This is a genomic window from Microbacterium sp. HJ5 (assembly GCF_054824025.1).
Window position 1 is genome coordinate 1 of record NZ_JSYE01000015.1, and the last position, 24,828, is coordinate 24,828.

Consider the following 24,828-nt stretch of genomic DNA (forward strand, 5'->3'; position numbering starts at 1 on the left):
CGAATCGACACGACATCCCGGGCGTGTCGCTCGCGCCGAGCGGCACGACCTCGTCGGAAGAACCCCAGGTCAACGCGGTTCCGGCCGCCCGTCCGGTTCAGGGACGTCCGGCGCGCTCCCCCGACCGCACCGGACGAGTGGCGCGCAGCGTCTGCACCGCGAGACACATGCCGACGGTGACGAGCGCCCACAGCGCGCACGCCGGTGGGAGCACCCGGTAGGCGAGGTGCGCGACGGTGAGCTCGTCGTCGAGCGGACCGAACGCGGCGAGGCCCACGAGCCACGCGCCCGCGAGAACCGCCGGCAGCGACAGCCACCACGCCCAGCGCACCCACACCGGAAGGATGCGCTCGACGACGGGCGCGGCATCCGCTCGCCGCAGCCGCAGCGCGGCCCAGACGCCGATGATCACGAGACCGAGCGCGCTCGAACCGTGCTGCAGCCACTTGTAGCCGAGAAGGGGTCCCCACTGCTCGCTCAACGCAGGGAATAGCGCGACGCCCCAGCGGCCTTCGTGCGTGAACAGGTCCCACGCGATGTGGCTGACCACGCCGATGAGGAGCGAGCCCACGAGGAGCAGCAGTCCGCTCGCGCTGACGCGCCACCGCTGCGGGCTCCCCGGCTCGCGCGCGGCCGTGATCGCGAGGGTGTCGCGCGCCGCCCCGGCGGCCCCGCGATCCCACTGCGGCGACAGGCGGGCGGCCAGCCAACGCGGCGACAGCTCGCGCACAGCAGGACGCAGCACCGACCGCCACAAGAGCAGCAGTCCGAGGGCGACCACCGCCGTGACCGGGAGCCAGAGAAGGTCGTGCGTCATGCCGTAGTGCAGCGGCACGCCGCGCACGAAGAGCGGCAGGTCGGGCGTCATGGCGCCGACCGCGATCGCGGCCGGGACGAGCGGCGTGCGGATGAAGGGCAGCGCGACGACCGCGTGGCTCGGCGTGAACGGCATGCCCGGCCGGACTCAGCCGGTGACGAACACGCCGGCGAGCGTCTTCTTGCCCCGCCGCAGCACCGACACCCCGCCGGGAAGCGAGCCGGTCACCGCGGCGGCCTCGTCGTCGACCTTGACGCCGTCGAGCGACACACCGCCCTGGGCGACCGCGCGCCGGCCCTCCGACAGGCTGCTGACGAGCCCCGTGTCGACGAGCGCCTGCACGACCCCCGTCCCCGGGGCGACCGTCGCGTTCGGCAGTTCGTCGAGCGCCTCGCGCAGGGTCGCCGCGTCGAGCGCGGTGAGGTCGCCTTGACCGAACAGGGCGTCGGATGCCGCGATCACGGCGGCCGTGGCATCCGTCCCGTGCACGAAGGCGGTGACCTCTCGCGCGAGCCGCTTCTGCGCCTCGCGCCGGAACGGCTCGCCGGCGACCAGCCGCTCGTACTCCTCGATCTCGTCGCGCGTCAGGAACGTGAAGACCTTCAGGCGCGACACCACGTCGGCGTCGTCGGTGTTGAGCCAGAACTGGTACATCCGGTACGGGCTGCACATCGCGGCATCCAGCCAGATGGCGTTGCCCTCGCTCTTGCCGAACTTCGTGCCGTCGCTGTTGGTGATGAGCGGCGTGCCGATGGCGTGCACATGGACGCCCTCGACGCGGTGGATCAGATCCGTGCCGCTGGTGAGGTTGCCCCACTGGTCGCTGCCGCCGGTCTGCAGCACGCACCCGTACTGGCGGTACAGCTCGAGGTAGTCCATGCCCTGCAGGATCTGGTAGCTGAACTCGGTGTAGCTGATGCCCGCCTCGGAGTTCAGACGCGCGGCGACCGCGTCCTTCTTGAGCATCGTGCCCACGCGGTAGTGCTTGCCGATCTCGCGAAGGAAGTCGATCGCGCTCATCGGCGCGGTCCAGTCGAGATTGTTGACGATGCGCGCGGCGTTGACGCCCTCGAAGCTCAGGAAGCGCTCGACCTGGGCCCGCAGGTACCCGACCCATTCCTCGACGGTCTCGCGCTCGTTGAGCGTGCGCTCGGCCGTCGGGCGCGGGTCTCCGACGAGCCCCGTCGAACCGCCGACGAGGCCGAGCGGCTTGTGGCCCGCGAGCTGCAGGCGGCGCATGGTGAGCAGCTGCACGAGATTGCCCAGGTGCAGGCTCGGTGCCGTCGGGTCGAAGCCGCAGTAGTACGTGATCGGGTCGCCCGCGAGAAGGGCGCGCAGCGCCTCCTGATCGGTGGACACATGCACGAGTCCGCGCCACACCAGTTCGTCCCAGACGTTCTCGAACGACGGGTCGTTGGCGGGCGCGGTCGCGCTCACGGGGCTGTTCGACACGCGCTTCAGGCTATCAGCGGCGAGCGGATGCCCCGTCCCGCGCGCAGCCCCGCGGGACGAGGCATCCGCTCGCTCAGACTGCCTCCTCGAGGCGTGCCAGCTGCTCCGACGAGAGCGGGAGCCGCACCGCGTCGAGCGCGGCGTCGAGCTGCTCGGGCTTGCTGCCGCCGAGCATCGGGCGGATGCCGCGTGCGACGTGCCACGCGAGCACGGTCTGCCCGCGCGAGGCGCCCAGCTCGGTCGCCACCTCGTCCAGCACCGCGAGACGTGCGGCGTTGCCGGGGTGGTCGTAGATGTCCGGGATCGGCTTCGCCGGGTTGTCGTAGGCGCCCGACAGGAGCGGCGTGTACGCCCACACCTCGAGGCCGTGCGTGACGGCGTAGTCGCGCTGCTCGTCGCTCAGCACTCCGAACGCGTGATTCGTCGGGTTGGTGCCCGGCCGGGGGCGCAGGTAGGTGCTGTTGTGCTGCAGCACGTCGATCGGGGTCGAGCCGAGGAGCCGGGCGTGCGCGCGGGCGCGCTCGACGCGCCACGCGGGGTGGTTGGATGCCCCCACCCGCGCGACGGCGCCCGTGGCGGTGAGCTCAGCGAGCGCGTCGACGGTCTCCTCGATCGGGGTCGCGCGGTCTTCCATGTGCAGCCACAGCAGGTCGACGGCGTCGAGACCGAGGCGGTCCAGGCTGCCGGAGAAGGCCTCGCGCACGGCGCGCTCCGAGAGACCGGCCCGCCGTGCGGGGAACGAGCCCGCCCACAGGGGCTCGGCGCCGACCTTGGTGGCGATCTTCACACGCTCGCGCACTCCGGGGCGCGCGGCGAACCAGCGTCCGAGGACGCGCTCGCTCGCGCCGCCCCGGCCGTCGTCGCTCGCCCAGAAGGCGTAGCAATCGGCCGTGTCGATCCAGACACCGCCGCGCTCGACGAAGCGGTCCAGGAGCGCGAAGGAGGTGTCCTCGTCGACGGCGGTGCCGAACATCATCGCCCCGAGGACGAGGGCGGAAGCGGGGGCGGTGGTGGCAGTGGTCATGGATCCACTGTGCAACCTGGAGTTCGCTCCAGGTCAAGCCCTATCCTGAGGACATGGCGACCTATACCCCTGCGGAGGCTGCCGAGATCTCCGGATTCTCGCTCGACACCCTGCGCTACTACGAGCGGGAGGGCATCCTGCCTCCCGTCGCCCGGACGGCGGGAGGCCATCGCTCGTTCAGCGAGGCAGATCTCGGCACCCTGGGCTTCCTCAAGTGCCTCCGCGAGACGGGGATGCCGATCGAGAAGCTGCGGCGCTACGGCGAGCTGTGCCGGGACGAGACCACGCTCCCCGACCGGGTGGCGCTGCTCGAGGAGCATGCGTCCGCGGTGCAGCGCGAACTCGATGCACTGCTCGCGCAGCAGGCGAAGCTCGCCGACAAGCTCGCGTGGTACCGCGGCGAGCTGGCCTCGACTCAGGCCGCGGCGATCTCGCGCCCCGCCACGCCGTAGGACGACGGCACTGCGAACATCGGGCACTTCAGCCTGCAGGCTGAAGTTCGCAAGATTCAGCCTGAGGGCTTATGTTGTTCAAGCGTTTAGGCTAAACTTCGGATAGTTCAGCCTGCAGACTCAAGGAGGTGGGTGATGTTCGTCGTCACCGCAGACCAGCGCGACAGCCGGGTGAGCGACGACCTCGTGCCGTCCGGCCTGGCCGCGGTGTCGGCACTGGCAGGACCACGTCTCGCGCTCGCCCCCGAACGCACCGCCGGCGACGAGATCCAGCTGGCCGTCCCCGGGGCGCAGGCTCTGCTCGAGGTGGTCCTCCACCTCACGCGGTCACGGGCCTGGAGCGTCGGCATCGGCGTGGGCCCCGTCGAGGAGCCGCTGCCGGCGAACGTCCGCGCGGCGCGCGGGCCCGCGTTCGTCCACGCTCGGGATGCCGTCGACCGCGCCAAGCGTGCCGCGACGCGCGTGGCGCTGACCGCAGGCGAGGAGGGGGCGGACGCCGAAGCCCTCCTGCGACTGCTCATCGAGCTGCGGGATCGCCGCACCCCCGAAGGCTGGGAGGTCCACGATCTCCTCGCCGGCGGACTGAACCAGCGCGACGCCGCCGCCCGCCTCAAGATCACAGAGGCCGCCGTCAGCCTCCGCGTGCGCAATGCGGGCCTGCGCACCGAAGAAGCCGCCGTCCCCGCGATCGAGCGCGTGCTCGCCCGCCTCGACGGGGCGCTCAGCCGAGAGCCGTCATCGCGCGACTGAGGTCGTCGGCGATCTCCGCGAGCTTCCCATCGCTCGTGAGAGCCGAGTCGACGGATGCCTCGGCGTCGGCCATGAGGTCGAGGAAGGCGACCTCCGCGCCCGACGAGCGCGTGATCACGGCATCCGGCGCCACGGATCCGCCCGCGAATGCGAGCCAGGCGCACAGCAGCTCGGCCCGCGCCGCCGCGCGTGCGTCGTCGTCACGTGCGGCGAGGACGGCGATCGCGTCCGCCGGCGTCGCGGCCGGCGTGCTCTCCGAGAACACCTGCGACACCGCCTGGACCGTGTCGAGGTAGCGCGCGACCAGCGCGGGCGAGAGCTCGGAGCGGCCCGTGCCGGCGAGTTCATGCACCCACCAGGCGGTGCCGGCGGGCGACGAGGCCGCAGCCGTCACGATGACCCGCACCGCGGCATCCGTCGTTCCGCCGTCGTCGTCGCGCACGGCCACGCGCAGGATGTCGACGCCCGGCTCGGTGAACACCTGGACCGCCTCGTGGGACGCCCGCACGGGCGAGGTCCCCGACGGGCTCAACGGGGGATCCACCGACCCGCGGACGACAGGGGCGAGGAACTCCTTCCCGCCCGACCAGGCGAAGACGAGATCGTCGCTGCCGGGGTCGGTCGCCGTGGCCGATGCGCGCAGCGTCCCGCCCGCAGGCACCACGGCGAAGACCCCGCCCGGGAACTCGCGCACGCCACCCACCTCGAGCGTCACCGCCGGTGCGACGTTCGTCATCTCGAGCGCCACGGCGTGCGCGCCCACTCCCCCGTCGTCGTCGGTGACCGTGACGGTCACGGGGAACGCGCCGTCGTCGCCGTAGGCATGATCGACCCCCGCGGCGAGCTCGGCGATCGTGACGGCCTGCGGCGCACCCCCATCGCCCCAGTCGATCTGGGCGGCGAGGGTGTCGTCGCCGGGATCGGTCACCGTGGCGCGGATGCGCCCGATCCCGCCCTCGTCGGAGGGCAGCGGGACGACCTCGACGGCAGGCGGCACGTTGCGCACGACCAGCTCGACGGTCGCGTCATCCGTCACCTGCTCGATCCGGTCGTGAACATGGAGCGTCACCGGGCCGGTGAAGTCGTCGGCGACCGTGAGCACGGGCTGCGCTACCGGGGCGAGATCGGCGGCAGCGGTCTCCCACCGGTACGTGAGGGGCTCGCCGTCGGGATCGATGCTCCCGCGCGCGTCGAGCGTCACAGACTGTCCCTCGTCCACGACGAGCGGCCCGGCGCCGAGCGACGCCGTGGGCGGCGCGTGATCGCAGGCCGCCGCGATGTGATCGCCCACCAGGTCTGCGCCGGGGACGCCGCAGACGAGCGGCGCGAAGCGGATGCCGTTCTCGACCGCGCCGTCGTCGGCGCTCCACGCAAGCGGAAGCCCGTCCACGGCGGGCGCAGCGACCTCCCACAGCACGGCGCCTCCGCCGGCTGCCGGGGCGGATCCGAGGATGTCACCCGCGTCGATCCAGTCCCCCTCGGCCCGGGCCTCGACCGTCGCGGCGAGACCCGCGTAGCGCGTGAACTCCCCGTTCGGATGCTCGATCCACACGAAGCCTCCCCCCGGCGCTCCCTGCTCGGCGACGGCGCGGATCCAGCCGGCTGCCGCCGCCACGACGTCGGCGCCCGCGTCCGGCGTGATCGCGTAGACCGCGCTCCCGCTGCGGATCTGGGCGACCGTGACCCCTGTTCCCGCCTCGAAGGGGATCCGGTAGATCCCCGCGGAAGCGGTCGCGGGCTCGACGTCGGCGAGCACCGGCCCGGTGCGCGGACTGCCCTCGGCAGCCGCCGGCAGCGCGACGGCGAGTCCGGCCGCCGTGATGAGCGCGACAGATGCTCCCAGCGCGCACGCGCGCATCCCCCGTGTGCGTGACACGTCCTTCCCCCAGTTCCCCTGTGCGTCCCACCGCGGGCGGCGGAACGTCAGAACGGCCTGAGCTCGTGCCTCCGCTGCGTCCCCACGACGCACGGCACGGCCCATCCCGCCGTTCTCCCCTGCCGACACCGTACGCCGCCCACGCCGATATCGCCAGAGGCACGGCCGTCGCAGCCTTCGACGGTCGGAGGCGCGTGCCAGACTGAGCGACATGGTCGTCCCCCCAGACGTGCTCATGGCCGCGGCCATGTCGCTGTTCCTGTTCGTCGCACTGGGCGCCGCCCTCGTGCTGGTCGTGCTCAGCACGAAGAGGCCCCGCGAGATCCCCCTCCTCGTCGCCGGAGGCCTCGTCGTCCTCGCGCTCTTCGTGGTCGTGGTCGTCCCCGTGAACGTCCCCACCGTCGTCGCGGTGGTGATCGCCCTCCTCGGCACCGCACTGGCGGCCGCGGGCGGCAGCCCGGTGACACGCCGTGTGCTCGAGGTCGCCACGCACGGACGCGTACCCGAGGGCGACAACGGCGGCATCATGCTGCGCCCGGTGACCGTGCCCGGCCTCGTCGCCGAAGACGCCCCCGCGCGCGAGGTGCTGCGCGGCGGCACGACGATCGGCTACCTGGAGCGCCTGGGCGTCGCCATCGCGATCGTCGTCGGGTTCCCGGAGGCGATCGCCGTCGTCGTCGCGATCAAGGGCATCGGCCGGTTCTCGGAGCTGGCAGCCGCCGAGGCGCGGGAGCGATTCATCATCGGCACCCTGGCGAGCCTGCTGTGGGCGTGCGTCGTGGGCGGCCTCGTGCGGCTGGCGATCTGGTGAGGCCGCGCCGCGGGATCACGCGGCACCGACAGCGGCCCTTCGGCCGCTGATCCGGCTCAGAGGCCGAGCGCGTGCGCGGCCGCCTGGATTCGCTCGACGAGTTCCGCGCGCTGCTCCGCCACCCTCACCGGCGCGGTGCCGCCCGCACCGGTGCGGCTTGCGACCGAGCCCTCGACCGTGAGCACCTCCCGCACGTCCTCGGTGAGCAGAGGCGACACTTCGGCGAGCTGCGCAGCGCTCACCTCGTGCAGCTCGATGCCCTCCTCCTCGCACACGCGGACGAGGTGGCCGGAGATCTCGTGGGCGTCGCGGAAGGGCACGCCGCGCTTGACGAGCCACTCGGCCACGTCGGTCGCGAGGGAGAATCCCTGTGGGGCGAGCTCCGCCATGCGGTCGGTGTGGAACCGCAGGGTCGCGATCATGCCGGCGAATGCCGGGAGCAGGGTCTCGAGGGTCCGGACGGAGTCGAAGACCGGCTCCTTGTCCTCCTGCAGGTCGCGGTTGTACGCGAGCGGCAGGGCCTTGAGCGTCGCGAGCAGCCCGGTCAGGTTGCCGAGGAGACGGCCTGACTTGCCGCGCGCCAGCTCGGCGATGTCGGGGTTCTTCTTCTGCGGCATGATGCTGGAGCCCGTCGAGTAGCCGTCGTCGAGCGTGACGAAGCGGAACTCGCGCGTGTTCCAGAGGATGATCTCCTCCGCCAGCCGCGAGACGTCGATGCCGATCATCGCCGTGATGAACGCGAACTCCGCGACCACGTCGCGCGACGACGTGCCGTCGAGGGAGTTCTCGGCGGGTCGCGCGAGACCGAGCTCTCGGGCGACCAGCTGGGGGTCGAGCCCGAGCGTCGACCCGGCGAGCGCGCCGCCGCCGTAGGGCGAGACGGCCGCACGCGCCGACCAGTCCCGCAGTCGCTCGAGGTCGCGCACGAGCGGCCAGGCGTGGGCCTGCAGGTGATGCGCGAGCAGCACCGGCTGCGCGTGCTGCAGGTGCGTGCGCCCCGGCATCACCGCGGCGGGGTGCGCCTCGGCCTGCGCGACGAGCGCGTCGACCAGGCGGAGGATGTCGCGCGCGATGGTGCGCGAGTGATCGAGCAGGTACATGCGCACGAGCGTGGCGATCTGGTCGTTGCGGCTGCGGCCCGCGCGGAGCTTGCCCCCCAGCTCGGGCCCGACGACGCGGATCAGCGCCTGCTCGAGCGCGCCGTGCACGTCTTCGTCGCTCTCGGCGGGGAGGAGCGTCCCGTCGACGACCGATCGGGCGAGCGTGTCGAGGCCCGCGTGCATCGCGCTCTCCTCATCGGCGGTGAGGTAGCCCGCCGCCGCGAGCGCCTTCGCGTGCGCGTGCGAGCCCGCGATGTCGTAGAGAGCGAGATCCCAGTCGAAATGCGTCGAGCGGCTCAGCTCGGCGAGTTCGGGGGACGGCCCCGTCGCGAAACGGGCGCCCCAGAGTGCGCCCTCGTTGGTCCCGTCGCCCTTGCTGTCGCTCACCGGACCAGCCTACCGACGGCCCGCGCGGGGTTTCGGCCGTGCGTCGGGCGGCGGCATCCGTCGCCCGCTCAGCGCGACGGCGCCGAGGCGTCCCACTTCAGCACCGCGAGGGCCACCAGCCGCGACGATCGGTCGACGACCCACTCCAGGGGCCCGCGCCCCACGAGCAGCGCCCACCCCGTGCACAGGACGACCGTCGAGAGGGCGAACGGCCAGAAGGGAGTGAGATCGCGGAAGCCCGCCAGGTCGCCGGCAGCCCCGAGAACGGCCGTCGCGACGACCGCCCAGACGACGAGCTGACCCACGTATGCCGTGAGAGGCATCGCGCCGACCGCCCGCAGGGGCAGCACGGCCCACACGAGGACGGTCCGGCAGGCGAGCAGGCACGCCGCGATCACCGCGAGCGCGAAGCCGCCCGAGCCGACGACCTCCAGCAGTCCCGACGAGTGGGGCCGCGCCGTCCAGAGCGCGCCCAGGTAGCTCGAGCGCTCGGCGTCCCGAACGGCGCCGGACGCGGCATCCGCTCCATAGCCGAGTGCGGCGAGCGCCGATCCGGCGACCAGCATCCACACCTGCACCCGGGTGCGGAGGATGCCGGCCCGCGCGACGCCGAGGCCCGCGACGAGGAACGCGATCCACGTCGGGAACGGATAGTGCCAGCCGACGACGCGGGAGAGGGCCTCGCCCGACGCGGACCCCCACACCGGCAGATCGTCGAGCGCGACCTGGAGCACGGGCATGACCACCGCGAGCGCGGCAGCGAGAGGAAGAAGCGTGCGCGCGTCGAGCGGTATCAGCGGCACGGCGAGGAGGAACAGGAGCGCATAGGCCGGGAGGATCACGTACACCGGCACGCCGGTGAGGATGAGCAGCGCCCCGATGACCCAGAGGAGCACCGCGCGCACCACGAGGCGCAGCCGAGCGGTCGTGAGCGCATCGCCTCGGGCCGGCGGCGCCGCCCCACCCGTGGCGAGGCCGATCGACACCCCGGCCAGCGTCGCGAAGAGGATCGACGACCGGCCCTCCACGACGGCGACCCAGGTCGAGGCATCCGTCCACGAGAAGGGATCGTCGATCCACAGCAGGTGTGCCGAGAACATGCCGAGCACCGCGAGGCCACGGGCGAGGTCGACGCCCGCGATGCGCTGCGGCCCCGTGAGCCGCGCCCAGCGCGACGCGAGCCACGTCCCTCCGACGGAGTCGGCGGGCATCGTCGCGCGTCGCTCGCTCAACGACCGGGATCCGCGGTCAGTCCTGACGGAGGAGCCACACGAGGAGCGCCTTCTGGGCGTGCAGCCGGTTCTCCGCCTCGTCCCACACGACGCTCTGCGGCCCGTCGATCACCGACGCGTCGACCTCGTAGCCACGGTCGGCGGGAAGGCAGTGGATGAAGATCGCGTCGTCCTTGGCGAGGCCCATGAGCTCTTCGGTGACCTTGTAGCCGCCGAGGTCGCGCAGCCGCGCGAGCTTCTCCTCCTCCTTGCCCATCGACACCCACGTGTCGGTGACGATGACGTCCGCGCCCGCGGCCGCCTCGTTCGCATCGGTGTACAGCGTGACGGAGCCGCCCGTCTCGGCAGCGCGGCGGTCGGCGTCGGCGATCACGTCGTCGCGCGGGGCGTAGTCCTCGGGTGAGGCCACCCGCACGTGCATGCCGGCGGTGACGCCGGCCAGCACGTACGAGTGCGCCATGTTCGACATGCCGTCGCCGAAGAAGGCGAGCGTGAGCCCGGCGAGGTCGCCCTTGTGCTCCTTGATGGTGAGCAGGTCGGCGAGCAGCTGACACGGGTGGAAGTCGTCGCTCAGCGCGTTGATGACGGGCACCCGCGTGCCGGCCGCCATCTCTTCGAGGCCGGCCTGCGCGTACGTGCGCCACACGATCGCGGCGACCTGGCGCTCGAGCACGCGTGCCGTGTCGGACGGCGTCTCCTTGCCGCCGAGCTGGCTGTTCGCCGTCGAGATGATGAGCGGCGAGCCGCCGAGATCGGCGATGCCGACCGCGAACGAGACGCGAGTGCGGGTGGAGGACTTGTCGAAGATCACCGCGACGGTCTGCGGCCCCTCGAGCGTCTTCAGCTTCCAGCGGTCCTTCTTGAGGGCGATGGCGAGGTCGAGGATCTCGTCCTGTTCCGCCTGGGTCAGGTCGTCGTCTCGCAGCAGGTGGCGGGTCACGCGGGGACCTCCGTCGGGGTCTCGAGCAGCAGGGCGTCCTCCACGGTGCGCAGCGACGCGGTGAACAGGTCGATGAACTCGTCGACCTCGACGTCGCCGATGGTGAGCGCGGGGACGAGCCGGATGGTGTCGTCGTTCGGAGCGTTGATCACGAGGCCGTGCTCCTGCGCCGCGGCGACCACCGCCTTGGCGACCGGGTGCGTGAGCGCGACGCCGAGCAGCAGGCCCCGGCCGCGTACCTCCCCGACGAGTTCGGAGTCGATCGCGCCGATGGCCGCGCGCAGCTGCGCGCCGCGCTCGGCCGCATTGGCGACGAGCGACGCCCGCTCGATCTCGCCGAGCACGGCGCCTGCGACGGCGGTGCCGAGCGCGTTGCCGCCGAACGTCGAGCCGTGCGTGCCGGGGTAGAACAGCTCGCTCGCCGCGCCGAAGGTGATGAGCGCCCCGATCGGGAACCCGCCGCCGATGCCCTTCGCGACGGTGATCGCGTCGGGGGTGATGCCGGCGTGCTGGAAGGCGAACCACTCCCCCGTGCGCCCCGCACCGGTCTGGATCTCGTCGACGATCAGGAGGGCGCCGTGGCGCTCGGTGAGCTCGCGCGCCGCCTCGAGATAGCCGTCGGGCAGGTCGATCACACCGGCCTCGCCCTTGACCGGCTCGACGAACAGTGCCGCGACGCGGTCGTCGATCGCCGCCTCGAGCGCCTCGACGGTCGAGTCGATGAACTCGACACCCGGCGTCATCGGCAGGAACGGCTCCTGCATGTAGGGCTTGCCCGTGAGCGCGAGCGTGCCCATCGTGCGGCCGTGGAACGCGTCCTTGAGCGCGAGGATCCGCGGACGCCCGGCGCCTCCGTGCAGACGCGCGAGCTTGAAGGCGGCCTCGTTGGCCTCGGCGCCCGAGTTCCCGAAGTACACGCGTCCGGCGTCGCCCGTGCCGGCGAGCCGCTTGAGCCGCGACGCGAGCTCGAGCTGCGGCGGAGTGGCGAAGTAGTTCGACACGTGCGCGAGCGTGGCTGCCTGGGTCGCGAGCGCCTCGACGAACACCGGATGCGCGTGCCCGAGGGAGTCGACCGCGATGCCGGCCAGGAAGTCCAGGTGGCGCTTGCCGTCGGCATCCCACAGGTACGAGCCCTCACCGCGGACGAACATCGCCAGCCGCGGACCGAAACTGCGTACGAGGTCGCGCCCCGCATCATCCTGCCACGTCATCCGAGGACCACCTCTGTTCCGATTCCCTTGCTGGTGAAGATCTCCACGAGCACCGAGTGCGGCACGCGTCCGTCGATGATCGCGGCGGTCTCGACGCCGCCCTCGACGGCCTCGAGGCACGCCTGCATCTTCGGGATCATGCCGGACTCGAGCGAGGGCAGCATCGCCTTCAGCTCGGTCGAGGTCAGGTGCGACACGAGCGAGTCGCGGTTCGGCCAGTCGGCGTAGAGGCCCGCGACGTCCGTGAGGACGACGAGCTTGGCCGCACCGAGGGCGACCGCGAGAGCGGATGCCGCGGCGTCGGCGTTCACGTTGAGCGAGTGCCCCGGGTGGTCGAGGTCGGGCGCGATGCTCGACACGACGGGGATGCGGCCCGCGGCGAGCTGGTCGAGGACGGGTTGCGGGTCGACCTCGACGACATCGCCGACCCGGCCGAGGTCATGCTCGACACCCTCGATGACCACCCCGCGGCGCCGGCCGCCGAAGAGCCCCGCATCCTCACCGCTCAGCCCCGCGGCGTGCGGGCCGTGGGCGTTGATCTTCGCGACGAGCTGCGGGTTGATCTGGCCGGTCAGCACCATGCGCACCACCGAGATCGCCTCCGTGGAGGTGACGCGGTAACCGCCCTTGAACTCGCTCGGGATCGCGAGCCGGTCGAGCATCGACGAGATCTGCGGTCCGCCGCCGTGCACGACGACCGGCTTCACCCCGACGTAGCGGAGGTACGCGATGTCGGCGGCGAAGGCGTCCTGCAGCTCGTCGGACACCATGGCGTTGCCGCCGTACTTGATGACGACGACCTGGTCGCTGAAGCGCTGCAGCCACGGGAGCGACTCGATGAGCGTCGCCGCCTTGACGCTCGCCTCGTTCGGATCGGTGTCCTGGATCTCGGTCATGAGCTGTATGCGCTGTTCTCGTGGACGTAGTCGTGCGTGAGGTCGTTGGTGAGGATCGTCGCCGTCGCGTCGCCGACCTTCAGGTCGATGACCAGGTCGGTCGCACGCGGCGTGAGATCGACGTCCTCACGCGGCGCGTCGGGGCCGCCCTGCGAGCACACCCGCACGCCGTTCATCCACACGTCGACGTCGTACGGGTCGAACTCGGCGTCGGTCGTGCCGATGGCGGCGAGCACGCGCCCCCAGTTGGGGTCGTTTCCGAAGATCGCCGCCTTGAAGAGGTTGTTGCGGGCCACCGAACGGCCGACCTCGACGGCCTCCTCCTCGGATGCCGCACCCCGCACCTCGATCGTGATGTCGTGGCTCGCGCCCTCGGCGTCTCCCTGCAGCTGCTTCGCGAGATCGGCGCTCACCTCGGCGAGCGCCGCGGCGAACTCCTCGAGGTCGGGCGCGACGCCCGAGGCTCCGCTCACGAGGAGCGTCACCTGGTCGTTGGTCGACATGCAGCCGTCGGAGTCGAGCCGGTCGAACGTGCGGCCCGTCGCGGTGCGCAGCGCGGCGTCCGCCTGCGCCGCGTCGAGCACGGCGTCGGTCGTGATGACCACGAGCATCGTCGCGAGGCCGGGCGCGAGCATCCCCGCCCCCTTCGCCATGCCGCCGATCGACCAGCCGTCACGGCTCACGACCGACCGCTTGGGGCGGGAGTCGGTCGTCATGATGGCGAGGGATGCCGCCTCCCCGCCGTCGGCCGACAGCTCGGCGATCCCCTGCTCTGTGCCCGCCAGCACCTTGGCGCGGAAGACCTCGTCGCCGGTGCCGATGAGACCCGTCGAGCAGACGAGGACGTCGCCGGCGCTCACGCCGAGCAGTTCCGCGGCCTTCTCGGCCGTCTGGTGGGTCGTCTGGAAGCCGAAGGACCCGGTGAAGCAGTTGGCTCCGCCGGAGTTCAGCACGATCGCCTCGACCACGCCGTCCTGCACGACCTGCTGCGACCAGATGATCGGGTTCGCCTTGGCACGGTTGGACGTGAACACCGCCGCGCCGACCTTGAGCGGTCCGCGGTTGACGACCACGGCCACATCGGGTCTTCCGGTGGACTTCAGGCCGACCGCGACGCCGGCCGCCTCGAAGCCCTGGGGTGCGGTGACGCTCACGACGCGACACTCCTCTTCTGGATCTGGTGCGCGCCGGTCACGGGGCGACCCCGTTGACGCTCAGCGCGGTGCCCTCGGCGAGGCCCAGCGCGATGTTCATGGACTGCACGGCGGCGCCGGCAGTGCCCTTGACGAGGTTGTCGACCGCCGTCACGACCACCACGCGGTTCGCGGCGCGATCGATCGCGAGGCCCATGAGCGCCGTATTGGCGCCCAGCACGTCGGCGGTGCGGGGGAAGTCCCCCGCCGGGAGCAGCTGCACGAACGTCTCGTCGCCGTACGCCGCCTCCCATGCGTCGCGGATCTCGGCATCCGTCGCCTCGCCCGCGATGGGCGCCGTCGACGTGGCGAGGATCCCGCGCGCCATCGGCACGAGCACCGGCGTGAACGAGATGCGGATGGTCTCGGCGGAGGCGCCCGCGGCGGCCAGCGCCTGCCGGATCTCGGGGATGTGCCGGTGCGTCCCGCCCACCGCGTAGGGATTGGCGGAGCCGAGGATCTCGCTCGCCAGCAGGTTCGGCTTGAGTGCCTTCCCGGCGCCGGACGGGCCGACGGCGAGCACCGTCACGATGTCGGACGCGTCGATGACGCCCGCCGCGACGCCCGGCGCCAGCGAGAGCGAGACGGTCGACGCGTTGCAGCCGGGCGCGGCGATCCGGGAGGCCCCGACGAGCCGTTCGCGCTGCTTCGCGCCGGCGACGGCGAGCTCGGGCACGCCGTAGACCCAGGGGTCGTGGAAGTCGCCGCCGTAGAAGGTGTCCCAGTCGGCGGCGGACTCGAGCCGGTGATCGGCGCCCGCGTCGATCACGAGCGCGGTGTCACCGAGGGCGTCGGTGTACTGGCCCGACTGCCCGTGGGGGAGGGCGAGGAAGACGACGTCATGCCCGGCGAGGATCTCGGGGGTCGTCTCCTGCAGCGTGAGGTGGGCGAGCGACCGCAGGTGCGGCTGGTGCTGGATGAGCGGCTGTCCCGCGTTGGAGTGCGCGGTCACGGTGCGGATCTCGACGTCGGGATGCGCGGCGAGGATCCGCAGGATCTCGCCGCCCGCATAGCCGGATGCGCCGGAGACGGCGACCGAATATGTCATGGATTCCACCTTAGAGTCTGGGTGCGGGGCCGGAGACGGCGACGCCCGCACGGGTCCATGACAGGACCTCTCGCAGGGTCGCCTAGAGTCGGCGCTGGCCCAGACGGCGTCGGCGCGCGGGAGCGGTGCTCGGAGCGAGCGTGGCGGGTCCCTGGGTCGCCGAAGGCATGCCGCGACGATAGCCGCCGGGTCGCGGCATCCGCAAATCGGTGCGTCGGCGCGCTACGCGAGCTCGGCCAGCAGCTCCCGCTCGCCGGCGCGCGACAGCCCGGAGCGACGTTCGCGATCGAGCCCGCGCTCGCGCTCGTCGTCGAGCGTGCGCCGGAGCGTCTCGCCGAGCGGACGCAGCCGGCCTCCGAGCAGCCGGTACGCGGCATTCGAGCGCGTCCAGAACCCCGGCATGCTCGCGGGCAGCCACAGCGGCAGCGAGCGCGGACCCATCCAGTACGCCACGTCGTGCGCCTCGAGCCAGGCGTCGTCGGCCTGCCGCGTCGCTCCGGTGTGCCCGGCGATATCGCGCGCCTGGGCCAGCAGGCCGTCGAGCGATGCCGGATCGCCGACCGCGTTCGCGACGCCCGTCCAGCGCTCGCGGCCCACCGCGTGGACGAAGTCGCCGAGATCGTCGACGTCGATCACCTGGGCGCCGCGGTCCGCTGCATCCGGCACGAGTACATCCTCGTCGCCCGCGAGGGCGAAGCGGCTCACCCAGTAGCCGAAGCGGTCGGTCGGATCTCCGGGTCCGACGATCAGGCCGGGTCGCACGATTGCGGCGCGGAAGCCCAGGACGGAGCGGACGGATGCCTCGGCCCGCCCCTTCGCACGGCCGTAGTCCTCCTCGTCGGGCCCCGCCGGGGCGAGGAGCTCGGCGCTCTCATCGGCCCCGGGCTCGTCGTTCGCCGCGTACACCGACACCGTCGAGATGTACGTCCAGTGCTTCGCGCGCCCGCCCAGCGCCTCCACCGCGGCGGCGACGTGGACAGGGTTCGACGAGATGTCGACGACCTCGTCCCAGTCCCGGCCGGCGACCGCGTCGTACGCCCCGGGCTCGTTCCGGTCGGCGGTGACGAGCGCCGTGCCGTAGGGCGCGGGTCTCCCGCCCCGCGCGAGACACGTGACGGATGCCCCCGCGTCGGCCCACCTCTCGGCGATCCGGCCGCTCAGCCAGCCCGTGCCGCCCAGCACCAGTACGTCGGTCATGGGTCCACCCAACCAGACGGTGCGGGGAACCGGGACCCCGCGCGGCGGTGTCCGGCGGTCCTGCCAGGATGGCGGGGTGCTGACCACCGTCGCCGTCTCGGGCTACCGATCGCTCCGCGACGTCGTGCTGCCGCTCGGTCCCCTCACCGTCGTGACGGGCCCGAACGGCTCGGGCAAGTCGAACCTCTACCGCGCGCTGCGCCTGCTCGCGGCGAGCGCCACCGGCTCGCTCGTGGCGTCGGTGGCCCGCGAGGGCGGACTGTCGTCCCTGTTGTGGGCGGGGCCCGAGCACGGCGGCACGCAGGGCACCGTGCGCAAGGGGCCGATCGCGGTGCGCCTGGGCTTCGCCTCCGACGAGCTCGGCTACCTCGTCGACCTCGGGATCCCTCAGGTCGATCAGCGCAGCCTCTTCGCACGCGACCCCGAGCTCAAGCGCGAGCAGGTCTTCGCCGGCCCGCTCGCCAAGCCGGCGACGCTCCTCATCGACCGGCTGCGCGGTGTCACCCGGGTGCGCGACGGATCGTGGGTGACCCTCGACCAGCAGCTGGCGCCGTTCGAGAGCATCGTCACCGACCTCGCCGACGGCGACACCGCGCCCGAGCTGCTCGCTCTGCGCCGCACGCTCGGCGGGTGGCGGTTCTACGACCACTTCCGCGTCGACGTCGACGCACCGGCACGCCAGCCCCAGGTCGGTACGCGCTCCCCCACCCTCGCGCACGGCGGTGAGAACCTCGCCGCGGTGTGGGCGACGATCCAGGACGCCGGGCACGGCCGCGCCCTCGACTCCGCGGTGGCGGGGGCGTTCCCCGGCGCGCAGGTCGCAGTCGAGGCGACGGACGGGCGCTTCCGGCTCACGATGCGGCAGCCCGGTCTGCTGCGCCCGCTCGAGACCGGCGAGCTCTCCGACGGCACGCTCCGCTACCTGCTGCTGTGCGCCGCCCTGCTTCCCGCGCGCCCCGCGCCGCTCATCGTGCTCAACGAGCCTGAGGCGAGCCTGCACCCCGACCTGCTCGAACCGCTCGCCGAGCTCGTGACCGCGGCGTCCGCGCGCTCCCAGGTGGTCGTCGTGACGCACGCGCAACGGCTGTCCGCGCCGCTCGAGCGCATCGGCGCCGTGACGCACCGGCTCGAAGCGCACCAGGACGGCACGCTGATCGCCGGTCAGGGCCTGCTCGACCGGCCGGCCTGGAACTGGGGCACGCGCTGAGGCTCAGCGCGCGCCGCCGGCACCGCCGGTCTCCTCGTGCAGCGCCGTCACTGGCGCAGCGCCATCACTGACGCAGCGCCGTCACTGACGCAGCGCCGTCACTCGCGCAGCGTCGCGCCGAAGCGCTCCGCGGCCGCCGCAACCCCCGCGAGCTTGGCCTCGGTGGCCTCCGCCGCGGTCAGCGTGCGATCGGCGCCGCGGAAGCGCAGCGCGAACGTGAGGCTCTTCGTGCCCTCCGCGACGCCCGGGCCCCGATAGTCGTCGACCAGTCGCAGAGACTCGAGCAGTTCGCCCGCACCCTGCACGAGCGCCTCGCGCACCTCGGCGGCCGGCACATCGGCGCCCACCACGAGCGAGACGTCCTGCGTGGCGGCCGGGTAGCCCGACAGCGACGCCGCGACGACCTTCTCGCCCGCCAGCGACAGCACGAGGTCGAGATCCAGCTCGGCCACGATCACGCGGCCCGGAAGATCGGATGCCTCGGCCACGGCCGGGAGCAGCTCGCCCACATAGCCGACCTCGGTGCCGCCGACCGACAGAACGCCGGTGCGGCCGGGGTGCAGCGCCGCACGCTGTCCCTGCGCGATATCGATCGCGACGCCGGCCGCGGCGCCCACGGCGCGCACCGCATCGAGGGCATCGGCGAGGTCGGCGGCGATGGGCTGGACGCCGTGCTGCTTGGCGACGAGATTGCCGGCGAGGAGGACGGCGAGGTGCCGGTGCTGCGGCGGGATCGACGCGTCGAGCTCGGCCAGGGTCGCGGCATCCGGTCGCACCGCCAGCGGCGGCACGTGAGCCGTGCCGTACGCGACGCCGGACTTCGAAAGGAAGACGACGCCGGTCTCGAACAGGGCGAGGTCGGTGAAGCCGCGCGCGACGTTGCGGTGCGCGACCTGGAGCAGTCCGGGCACGAGCGAGCGGCGCAGGAACGGCGCCTGGCCGTCGAGGGGGTTGGCGAGCTTGATGCTGGGGAGCTTCTCGCCCGACGCCGAGCCGTGCAGGTCGTTGAGCTCGTCGGTCGTGAAGGCGAACGACGGCGTCTCGACGTATCCGGCCGCGGCGAGCGCGTTCGAGACGCGGCGCCGACCCTGCTGCGCCGGGGTGAGGCCCCGGCCCGACGGGGGCGTCGGGAGGATCGACGGGATGCGGTCGTACCCCTCGATGCGGGCGACCTCCTCGGCGAGCGTCCATTTGTCGGTGAGGTCCGGGCGCCATGTCGGCGGGATCACGTGCCAGCCGTCGGCATCGGACTCCACCTCGCAGCCGATGAGGCGCAGGGCGCTCTCTACCTGGCCTGCGGTGTAGTCGACGCCGATGAGCCCCTGCACGAACCCCGCGGGCAGCGCGATGCCCGCGACGAACACCTCGGCGAACAGCGCGCCGCCGAACTCCTCGTCGCTCGTGCCGCCGGCGTACTCGACCATGAGCTCCGAGACGCGGCGGGCCGCCACGAAGGGCACGAGCGGGTCGACGCCGCGCTCGAAGCGGCGCGAAGCCTCGCTGGGCAGCTTGTGCCGTCGGGCCGTGCGCGCGATCGACACGGTGTCGAAGGTCGCCGCCTCGATGAGCACGTTGCGCGTCGTGCCGCTCATCTCGGTGGTGCCGCCGCCCATCACGCCGGCGAGACCGATGGGGCCGGACTCGTCGGTGATCAGCAGGTCTTCGGGATCGAGCGTGCGCACCTTGCCGTCGAGTGTCTCGAGCTTCTCGCCCGGGGTCGCCCGGCGCACGGTGATGCCGCCCTGGAGCTTGTCGAGGTCGTAGCCGTGGATGGGCTGGCCGAGCTCGATCATGACGTAGTTCGTGATGTCGATGAGGATGCCGAGCGACCGGATGCCGGCGAGAGTGAGACGCGCGACCATCCAGGCGGGCGTGGGCTTGGTGGGGTCGACGTCGCGCACGACGCGGGCGACGAACTCGGATGCCCCGACCCGGCCGCGGATGGGCGCGGCGTCGTCGACCGCGATCGCGAAGCCCGATCCGGGCGCGACCTCGCCCCACTCGCGCGCCGCGGGGTCGCGGAAGGCCGCACCCGTCGCGTGCGAGTACTCGCGCGCGACGCCGCGGACCGAAAGCGCGTAGCCCCGGTCGGGCGTGACGTTGATGTCGACGGCGACGTCGTCGAGGCCGAGCAGCGCGATGGCGTCCGTGCCGACCGGCGCGTCGATGCCCAGCTCGACGAGCCGCAGGATGCCGTTGTGCTCGTCGCCGAGGCCGAGCTCCTTGGCGGAGGCGATCATCCCGTCGGACACGTGACCGTACGTCTTGCGCGCAGCGATGGGGAACGGCCCGGGTAGCACGGCGCCGGGCAGGGTCACGACGACCTTGTCGCCGGCGAAGAAGTTGCGGGCGCCGCACACGATGCCGTGAACGGCGTCGCCGCCGTCGGCCGCGGTCTGGCCGTCGGGGGCGACGCGCACCTGGCACCAGCGGATCGTCTTGCCGTTGGACTGCGGCTCCTCGACGAACTCGACGACCTCGCCGACGACGATCGGACCCTGCAGCTCGAAGCGGTGCACGTCCTCCTCTTCGAAGCCGACGCGCACGAGTGCCTCGAGGACGTCCTCGGGCGCGGCATCCGCCGGAAGATCGACGAACTCACGAAGCCATGAGAGCGGGACGCGCATCAGACCACCATTCCGAACTGCTCGCTGAAGCGGACATCGCCCTCGGCCATGTCGCGCATGTCCTGGACGTCGCTGCGGAACATGAGCGTGCGCTCGATGCCCATGCCGAACGCGAAGCCCGAGTACTCCTCCGGGTCGATGCCCGCCGCGCGCAGCACGTTGGGGTTGACCATGCCGCAGCCGCCCCACTCGATCCAGCGCGCCCCGCCCTTGAAGGTGGGGTGCCACAGGTCGAGCTCGGCCGACGGCTCGGTGAACGGGAAGTAGTTGGCGCGGAATCGCGTCTTCGCCTCGCGTCCGAAGAGCACCTTGGCAGCGTGGTCGAGGGTGCCCTTGAGGTGCGCCATCGTGATGCCCTTGTCGATGACGAGACCCTCGAACTGGGTGAAGACCGGCAGGTGCGTCGCGTCGAACTCGTCGGTGCGGTAGACGCGTCCGGGGCACAGCACGTAGATCGGCAGGTCGCGCTCGAGCATGGAGCGCACCTGCACCGGGCTCGTGTGCGTGCGCATGACCAGGTGCCGATCGACCGGGTCGACGAAGAACGTGTCCTGCATCTGGCGCGCGGGGTGGTCGACGTCGAAGTTCAGGGCGTCGAAGTTGTACCACTCGTGCTCGAGCTCGGGACCTTCGGCGATCTCCCATCCCATGCCGACGAAGATGTCGGCCACCTGCTCCTGCAGGAGGGAGATCGGATGCCGCGCCCCCACGCGCGCCCGCGCGGCGAGCGCCGTGATGTCGACGCGCTCCGCCTCGAGGCGAGCCGCGGTCTCGGCCTCGGCGAGCTCGCTCTCGCGCGCCGCGAACGCCTGGTTCACGCGACCCCGCGCCTGCCCGACGAGCTTGCCGAACTCGGCCTTCTTGTCGCCGGGCACGTTGCGCAACTGCGCGTTGAGCTGGGCGAGCGGCGATCCTTCGGCGCTGTGGGCGGAGCGGGCGGCCTTCAGAGCGGCCGTGTCGCCCGCCGCGGCGACGGCGTCGACAGCCGCCCGGACGGCCGCCTCCACCGCTTCGGGCGTGATCTCGTGAGCATCAGACACGAGAACCGAGTCTACCGAGGGCGGATGCCTCGCCCAGCCGCCGTCAGAGGCGGCTCGAGTCGGACGCGGCCGAGCCCCGCTGGGTCACGATGAGCTCGGTGTCGGTGATCTCCTGCGTCGGCTGCTCCGCGTTCGCGATTCTCACGCCGGACGAAGACCGGCGCAGTCGCTTCTCGACGGTGTTGGCGATGAACGACAGGATGAGGCACAGCCCGATGTAGATCGCGCCGACGATCATCGTGGCGGGGATGATCGGCGACCCGAGTTCGGACTGCGAGCCGATGAAGCGCGCGTAGAAGAGCAGCTCGGGGTACGTGATGATGAAGCCGAGTGCGGTGTCCTTCAGCGTCACGACCAGCTGCGCGATGATCACCGGCATCATGGCTCGGATGGCCTGTGGCAGGAGCACCAGCTGCATCACGCCGGACTTGCGCAGTCCGATCGCGTAGCCGGCTTCCTGCTGGCCGCGCGGGAGCGACTCGACGCCGGCCCGGATGACTTCGGCGAGCACCGAGCCGTTGTAGGCGATCAGGGCGATGACGACGGCCCAATACGGCGGCATCCGCACCCCGATGACCGGGAGTCCGTAGTACAGCAGGAACATGAAGACGAGCACGGGGACGGCACGCAGGAACTCGACGACGGCTCCGACCGGCACCCGGATCCACGCATGATCCGACATGCGGCCGATAGCGAGCGCGAAACCCAGGATGAGTGCACCGATCGCCGCGACGGCGAACGCGGCGAGCGTGCGCAGGGTGGCGAGCCCGATCTGGATCCACACGTTCGTATACGTGAAGGCCTGCCACTTCTCTGCGGAGAACTGGCCGGTGACGATGAGGCGCCAGAGGAAGAAGCCGAGGATCGACGCGACGACGACGACCGTGATGACACCGAGGATGCGGTTGCGGACGATCGCACGAGGTCCGGGGACGTCGTAGAGGACGGAGCTCATCGGGCGACCCTCCACTTGTTCTCGAGCACTCGCTGCGCCCAGGAGAGGAGGAGCACGAGCACGACGAAGATGATCATGACCCAGATGATGACGAGCATCTGGTTGGCGCCGCGCTCACTCAGGTAGTTCCGCGCGGCGCCGAGGTTCACGACGCCGAACCCGGCGGCGACTGTCGTGTTCTTCAGGAGGGCGATGAAGACGCTCATCATGGGCGGGATGACGGAGCGGAACGCCTGGGGCATGACCACGAGTGTCATCACCTGCCCGAACGGGAGGCCGATGGCACGCGCCGCCTCGGCCTGACCGACCGGAACGGTGTTGATGCCCGAGCGGATCGTCTCCGCCACATAGGTGGCCGTGTAGATGCCGAGCGCGCACACTGCGAGTGTCAGCGAGACATCAGCGGTGAGGCGCAGTCCGAGCAGGGGCGGAAGAGCGAACGCGAACGCGAAGAACACGAGAGTGAGCGGAGTGTTGCGGATCGTGTTGACGTAGAGCGAGCCCATCGTCCTCGCAACGGGAATCGGCGAGACCCGCATCGCACCCACGATGATCCCGAGGATGAGAGCCAGCAGCCCTCCTCCGAAGAACAGGATCAGCGTTCCGACCAGACCCTCGGCCCAGACGTCCCAGTTGTCGGTGATGACGTTCAGCGGCCCACTCCTCTCGTTTCAGTTCGCCCGGGGTGGTGGCGACGCCTCCAGGCGCCGCCACCACCGCGTGTCACGACGTCGCGTCCACCTCGGGCTGCGTGCCCGTGATGCCCGCGGGTGCGAGGTGCTCGTCGAAGAGCGCGGTCCACACGTCGCCGCCATCTGTCAGCAGCGTGTTGATGTGGTCGACCATGACGGTGTCGCCCTTGGCGACACCGATGCCGTAGCGCTCCTCGCTGAAGGGCTCTCCCGCGATCTTGAGCTCGTCAGGACGCTGCGCCACGTAGCCGGCGAGGATGGCCTGGTCGGTCGTGATGGCGTCGACCGAACCCGCGAGCAGCTGCTCGACGCACTGCGAGTACGTGTCGTACTCGACGGTGTCGCCCGGGTTGTACTCGTCGCGGATGCGCTGCAGCGGCGTCGAACCGGTCACCGAGCAGACGATCTTGCCCTCGAGGTCGTCGGGGCCGTTGATGTCCTCGTTGTCGGCTGCGACGAGCAGACCCTGCCCCGTGAGGAAGTACGGGCCGGCGAAGTCGATCAGCTCCTTGCGTGTGTCGGTGATCGAGTAGGTGCCCACGTAGTAGTCGATGTCGCCGTTCACGAGCGCCTGCTCGCGGTTGGCCGACGGAATCGTGACGTACTCGATCTGGTCCTCGTCGAAACCGAGGGATGCCGCGACCCAGCGCGCGATGTCGACGTCGAAGCCGGTCCGCTCACCGGTGGTGGCGTCCTCGTAGCCGAGTCCGGGCTGATCGTTCTTGACGCCGACGACCACGCCGTCGCGCTCGGTCATGGCGTCGAAGGTCGGGCTGCCGTCGAGCGAGACGTCGGTGGCGACCTCCCACAGCGCGGCGGTCTCCTCTCCGCCGCCCTCGCCGCCTTCGCTCGGGTCCGCGCCGGGCGTGCCGCTGTTGCACGCCGTGAGCGCGAGCAGGGCGATGGCGGAGATGCCGATGCCCGTGATGATCCGTGATTTACGCATGTTTCCTCCTGGTTGCTGTGTATGCGTACTGGTTCCGTATGTCCGACGTTCGGGTCGTGCGGAGTGATCCTGCGTCTGGTGGTGCTTGTGCTTCCCTCCCTGGATGCGCGGCCTGATCCGGGTCAGTGCGTGAGCAGCTTCGAGAGGAAGTCCTTCGCCCGGTCGCTCTTCGGCTTGGTGAAGAAGTCCTCGGGGGTGGACTCCTCGACGATCTGCCCGTCGGCCATGAACACGACGCGATCGGCGGCCTTGCGGGCGAATCCCATCTCGTGCGTGACGACGATCATCGTCATCCCGTCCTGCGCGAGGCCGACCATGACGTCGAGCACCTCGTTGATCATCTCGGGGTCGAGCGCGCTCGTCGGCTCGTCGAAGAGCATGACCTTCGGCTGCATCGCCAGCGCGCGGGCGATCGCGACGCGCTGCTGCTGGCCGCCGGAGAGCTGTGCCGGCAGCTTCGCCGCCTGGTGCCCGACGCCGACGCGGTCGAGAAGCTGCGTGCCGACCTTCTCGGCCTCGGCCTTTTTCATGCCCTTGACCTTGATCGGCCCGAGCGTGACGTTGTCGAGGATCGTCAGGTGCGAGAAGAGGTTGAACGACTGGAAGACCATGCCGACATCCGCACGCAGGGCGGCGAGTTCCTTCCCCTCTTTGGGAAGCTCCTTGCCGTCGATCGAGATCGTGCCGCTCGTGATGGTCTCGAGCCGGTTGATCGTGCGGCACAGGGTCGACTTCCCTGAGCCGGACGGCCCGATCACCACGACCACCTCGCCGCGGTTGACCGTCAGGTCGATGTCCTTCAGGGCCTGGAACTCACCGTAGTGCTTCTGGACATCGGTGATCTGGACCAGGGGGTCACCGCGGCGGACGTTGATGTTCGACGTCTTCGGCGCGCTGTCATCGGGCGTCGTCATAGCGCAACCCTAGAACCGGCGAGGACCGCTCTGCCAGTAGCGCGCCGCGTCTTTACCGTGT

Annotated in this window: 22 protein-coding genes; 4 read left to right on the plus strand and 18 right to left on the minus strand. The window is 71.4% G+C overall.

Annotated elements, in window-relative coordinates; translation table 11 throughout:
* Positions 1-97: 97 nt before the first annotated feature.
* The 3 genes from OB08_RS08160 to OB08_RS08170 form a co-directional block, all read right to left on the minus strand.
* Positions 98-952 carry a DUF4184 family protein gene (locus OB08_RS08160; RefSeq protein WP_461473948.1) on the minus strand — a complete coding sequence of 285 codons (855 nt, stop codon included), beginning with the start codon at positions 950-952 and terminating at the stop codon, positions 98-100.
* A gap of 12 nt (positions 953-964) precedes the next feature.
* Positions 965-2,269 carry a tyrosine--tRNA ligase gene (gene tyrS / locus OB08_RS08165; RefSeq protein WP_461473949.1) on the minus strand — a complete coding sequence of 435 codons (1,305 nt, stop codon included), beginning with the start codon at positions 2,267-2,269 and terminating at the stop codon, positions 965-967.
* A 73-nt stretch (positions 2,270-2,342) separates the two neighbouring features.
* Positions 2,343-3,293 (minus strand): aldo/keto reductase, encoded by a 951-nt coding sequence (locus tag OB08_RS08170; protein WP_461473950.1) that lies wholly within the window; start codon positions 3,291-3,293, stop codon positions 2,343-2,345.
* A gap of 53 nt (positions 3,294-3,346) precedes the next feature.
* Between OB08_RS08170 and OB08_RS08175 the strand changes: the two genes are divergently transcribed.
* Both OB08_RS08175 and OB08_RS08180 read left to right on the plus strand, forming a co-directional pair.
* Complete coding sequence (locus OB08_RS08175) at positions 3,347-3,745, plus strand: MerR family transcriptional regulator (RefSeq protein ID WP_461473951.1); 399 nt, start codon at positions 3,347-3,349, stop codon at positions 3,743-3,745.
* A gap of 135 nt (positions 3,746-3,880) precedes the next feature.
* Positions 3,881-4,495 carry a DNA-binding protein gene (locus OB08_RS08180; RefSeq protein ID WP_461473952.1) on the plus strand — a complete coding sequence of 205 codons (615 nt, stop codon included), beginning with the start codon at positions 3,881-3,883 and terminating at the stop codon, positions 4,493-4,495.
* On the opposite strand, the gene OB08_RS08185 is transcribed toward OB08_RS08180, so the two are convergent.
* Positions 4,467-6,371, minus strand: a complete 1,905-nt coding sequence (locus OB08_RS08185) for a PKD domain-containing protein (protein ID WP_461473953.1) — start codon at positions 6,369-6,371, stop codon at positions 4,467-4,469. The genes OB08_RS08180 and OB08_RS08185 overlap by 29 nt on opposite strands.
* A gap of 211 nt (positions 6,372-6,582) precedes the next feature.
* Here OB08_RS08185 and OB08_RS08190 point away from each other — a divergent pair, with 211 nt between their 5' ends.
* Positions 6,583-7,182, plus strand: coding sequence for a hypothetical protein (locus OB08_RS08190; RefSeq protein WP_461473954.1), 600 nt, complete (start codon positions 6,583-6,585; stop codon positions 7,180-7,182).
* A 56-nt stretch (positions 7,183-7,238) separates the two neighbouring features.
* Here the strand turns inward: OB08_RS08190 and argH are convergent, their stop codons facing one another.
* The 8 genes from argH to OB08_RS08230 all read right to left on the minus strand — a co-directional run bounded on the left by argH (position 7,239) and on the right by OB08_RS08230 (position 16,386).
* Positions 7,239-8,669 (minus strand): argininosuccinate lyase, encoded by a 1,431-nt coding sequence (gene argH, locus OB08_RS08195; protein WP_461473955.1) that lies wholly within the window; start codon positions 8,667-8,669, stop codon positions 7,239-7,241.
* 68 nt (positions 8,670-8,737) lie between these two features.
* Entirely contained in the window at positions 8,738-9,901 is a 1,164-nt protein-coding gene (locus tag OB08_RS08200; protein WP_461473956.1) for a heparan-alpha-glucosaminide N-acetyltransferase domain-containing protein, read from the minus strand.
* 16 nt (positions 9,902-9,917) lie between these two features.
* Positions 9,918-10,841 (minus strand): ornithine carbamoyltransferase, encoded by a 924-nt coding sequence (argF, locus tag OB08_RS08205; RefSeq protein WP_461473957.1) that lies wholly within the window; start codon positions 10,839-10,841, stop codon positions 9,918-9,920.
* Entirely contained in the window at positions 10,838-12,052 is a 1,215-nt protein-coding gene (locus OB08_RS08210; RefSeq protein WP_461473958.1) for an acetylornithine transaminase, read from the minus strand. The genes argF and OB08_RS08210 overlap by 4 nt, the downstream gene beginning before the upstream one ends.
* A complete protein-coding gene (gene argB / locus OB08_RS08215) occupies positions 12,049-12,948 on the minus strand; it encodes an acetylglutamate kinase (protein ID WP_461473959.1) in 900 nt (299 codons plus the stop codon). Before argB ends, OB08_RS08210 begins: the two co-directional genes overlap by 4 nt.
* A complete protein-coding gene (argJ, locus tag OB08_RS08220; RefSeq protein ID WP_461473960.1) occupies positions 12,945-14,102 on the minus strand; it encodes a bifunctional glutamate N-acetyltransferase/amino-acid acetyltransferase ArgJ in 1,158 nt (385 codons plus the stop codon). The genes argB and argJ overlap by 4 nt, the downstream gene beginning before the upstream one ends.
* 37 nt (positions 14,103-14,139) lie before the next feature.
* Complete coding sequence (gene argC, locus OB08_RS08225) at positions 14,140-15,189, minus strand: N-acetyl-gamma-glutamyl-phosphate reductase (RefSeq protein ID WP_461473961.1); 1,050 nt, start codon at positions 15,187-15,189, stop codon at positions 14,140-14,142.
* A gap of 222 nt (positions 15,190-15,411) precedes the next feature.
* A complete protein-coding gene (locus OB08_RS08230) occupies positions 15,412-16,386 on the minus strand; it encodes an NAD-dependent epimerase/dehydratase family protein (RefSeq protein ID WP_461473962.1) in 975 nt (324 codons plus the stop codon).
* Between the two features lie 76 nt (positions 16,387-16,462).
* Here OB08_RS08230 and OB08_RS08235 point away from each other — a divergent pair, with 76 nt between their 5' ends.
* Complete coding sequence (locus tag OB08_RS08235) at positions 16,463-17,593, plus strand: AAA family ATPase (RefSeq protein ID WP_461473963.1); 1,131 nt, start codon at positions 16,463-16,465, stop codon at positions 17,591-17,593.
* Between the two features lie 98 nt (positions 17,594-17,691).
* On the opposite strand, the gene pheT is transcribed toward OB08_RS08235, so the two are convergent.
* The 6 genes from pheT to OB08_RS08265 form a co-directional block, all read right to left on the minus strand.
* The gene (gene pheT, locus OB08_RS08240; RefSeq protein ID WP_461473964.1) at positions 17,692-20,220 is read right to left on the minus strand and encodes a phenylalanine--tRNA ligase subunit beta; all 2,529 of its coding nucleotides are present in this window, start codon (positions 20,218-20,220) and stop codon (positions 17,692-17,694) included.
* A complete protein-coding gene (gene pheS / locus OB08_RS08245; RefSeq protein WP_461473965.1) occupies positions 20,220-21,260 on the minus strand; it encodes a phenylalanine--tRNA ligase subunit alpha in 1,041 nt (346 codons plus the stop codon). The genes pheT and pheS overlap by 1 nt, the downstream gene beginning before the upstream one ends.
* 43 nt (positions 21,261-21,303) lie before the next feature.
* The gene (locus OB08_RS08250) at positions 21,304-22,215 is read right to left on the minus strand and encodes an amino acid ABC transporter permease (RefSeq protein WP_461473966.1); all 912 of its coding nucleotides are present in this window, start codon (positions 22,213-22,215) and stop codon (positions 21,304-21,306) included.
* On the minus strand, positions 22,212-22,868 hold the full coding sequence (locus tag OB08_RS08255; RefSeq protein ID WP_461474067.1) for an amino acid ABC transporter permease: 657 nt from the start codon (positions 22,866-22,868) through the stop codon (positions 22,212-22,214). Before OB08_RS08255 ends, OB08_RS08250 begins: the two co-directional genes overlap by 4 nt.
* A 70-nt stretch (positions 22,869-22,938) precedes the next feature.
* A complete protein-coding gene (locus OB08_RS08260; RefSeq protein WP_461473967.1) occupies positions 22,939-23,853 on the minus strand; it encodes a glutamate ABC transporter substrate-binding protein in 915 nt (304 codons plus the stop codon).
* A 122-nt stretch (positions 23,854-23,975) separates the two neighbouring features.
* Positions 23,976-24,767 carry an amino acid ABC transporter ATP-binding protein gene (locus OB08_RS08265; protein WP_461473968.1) on the minus strand — a complete coding sequence of 264 codons (792 nt, stop codon included), beginning with the start codon at positions 24,765-24,767 and terminating at the stop codon, positions 23,976-23,978.
* Between the last annotated feature and the right edge of the window lie 61 nt (positions 24,768-24,828).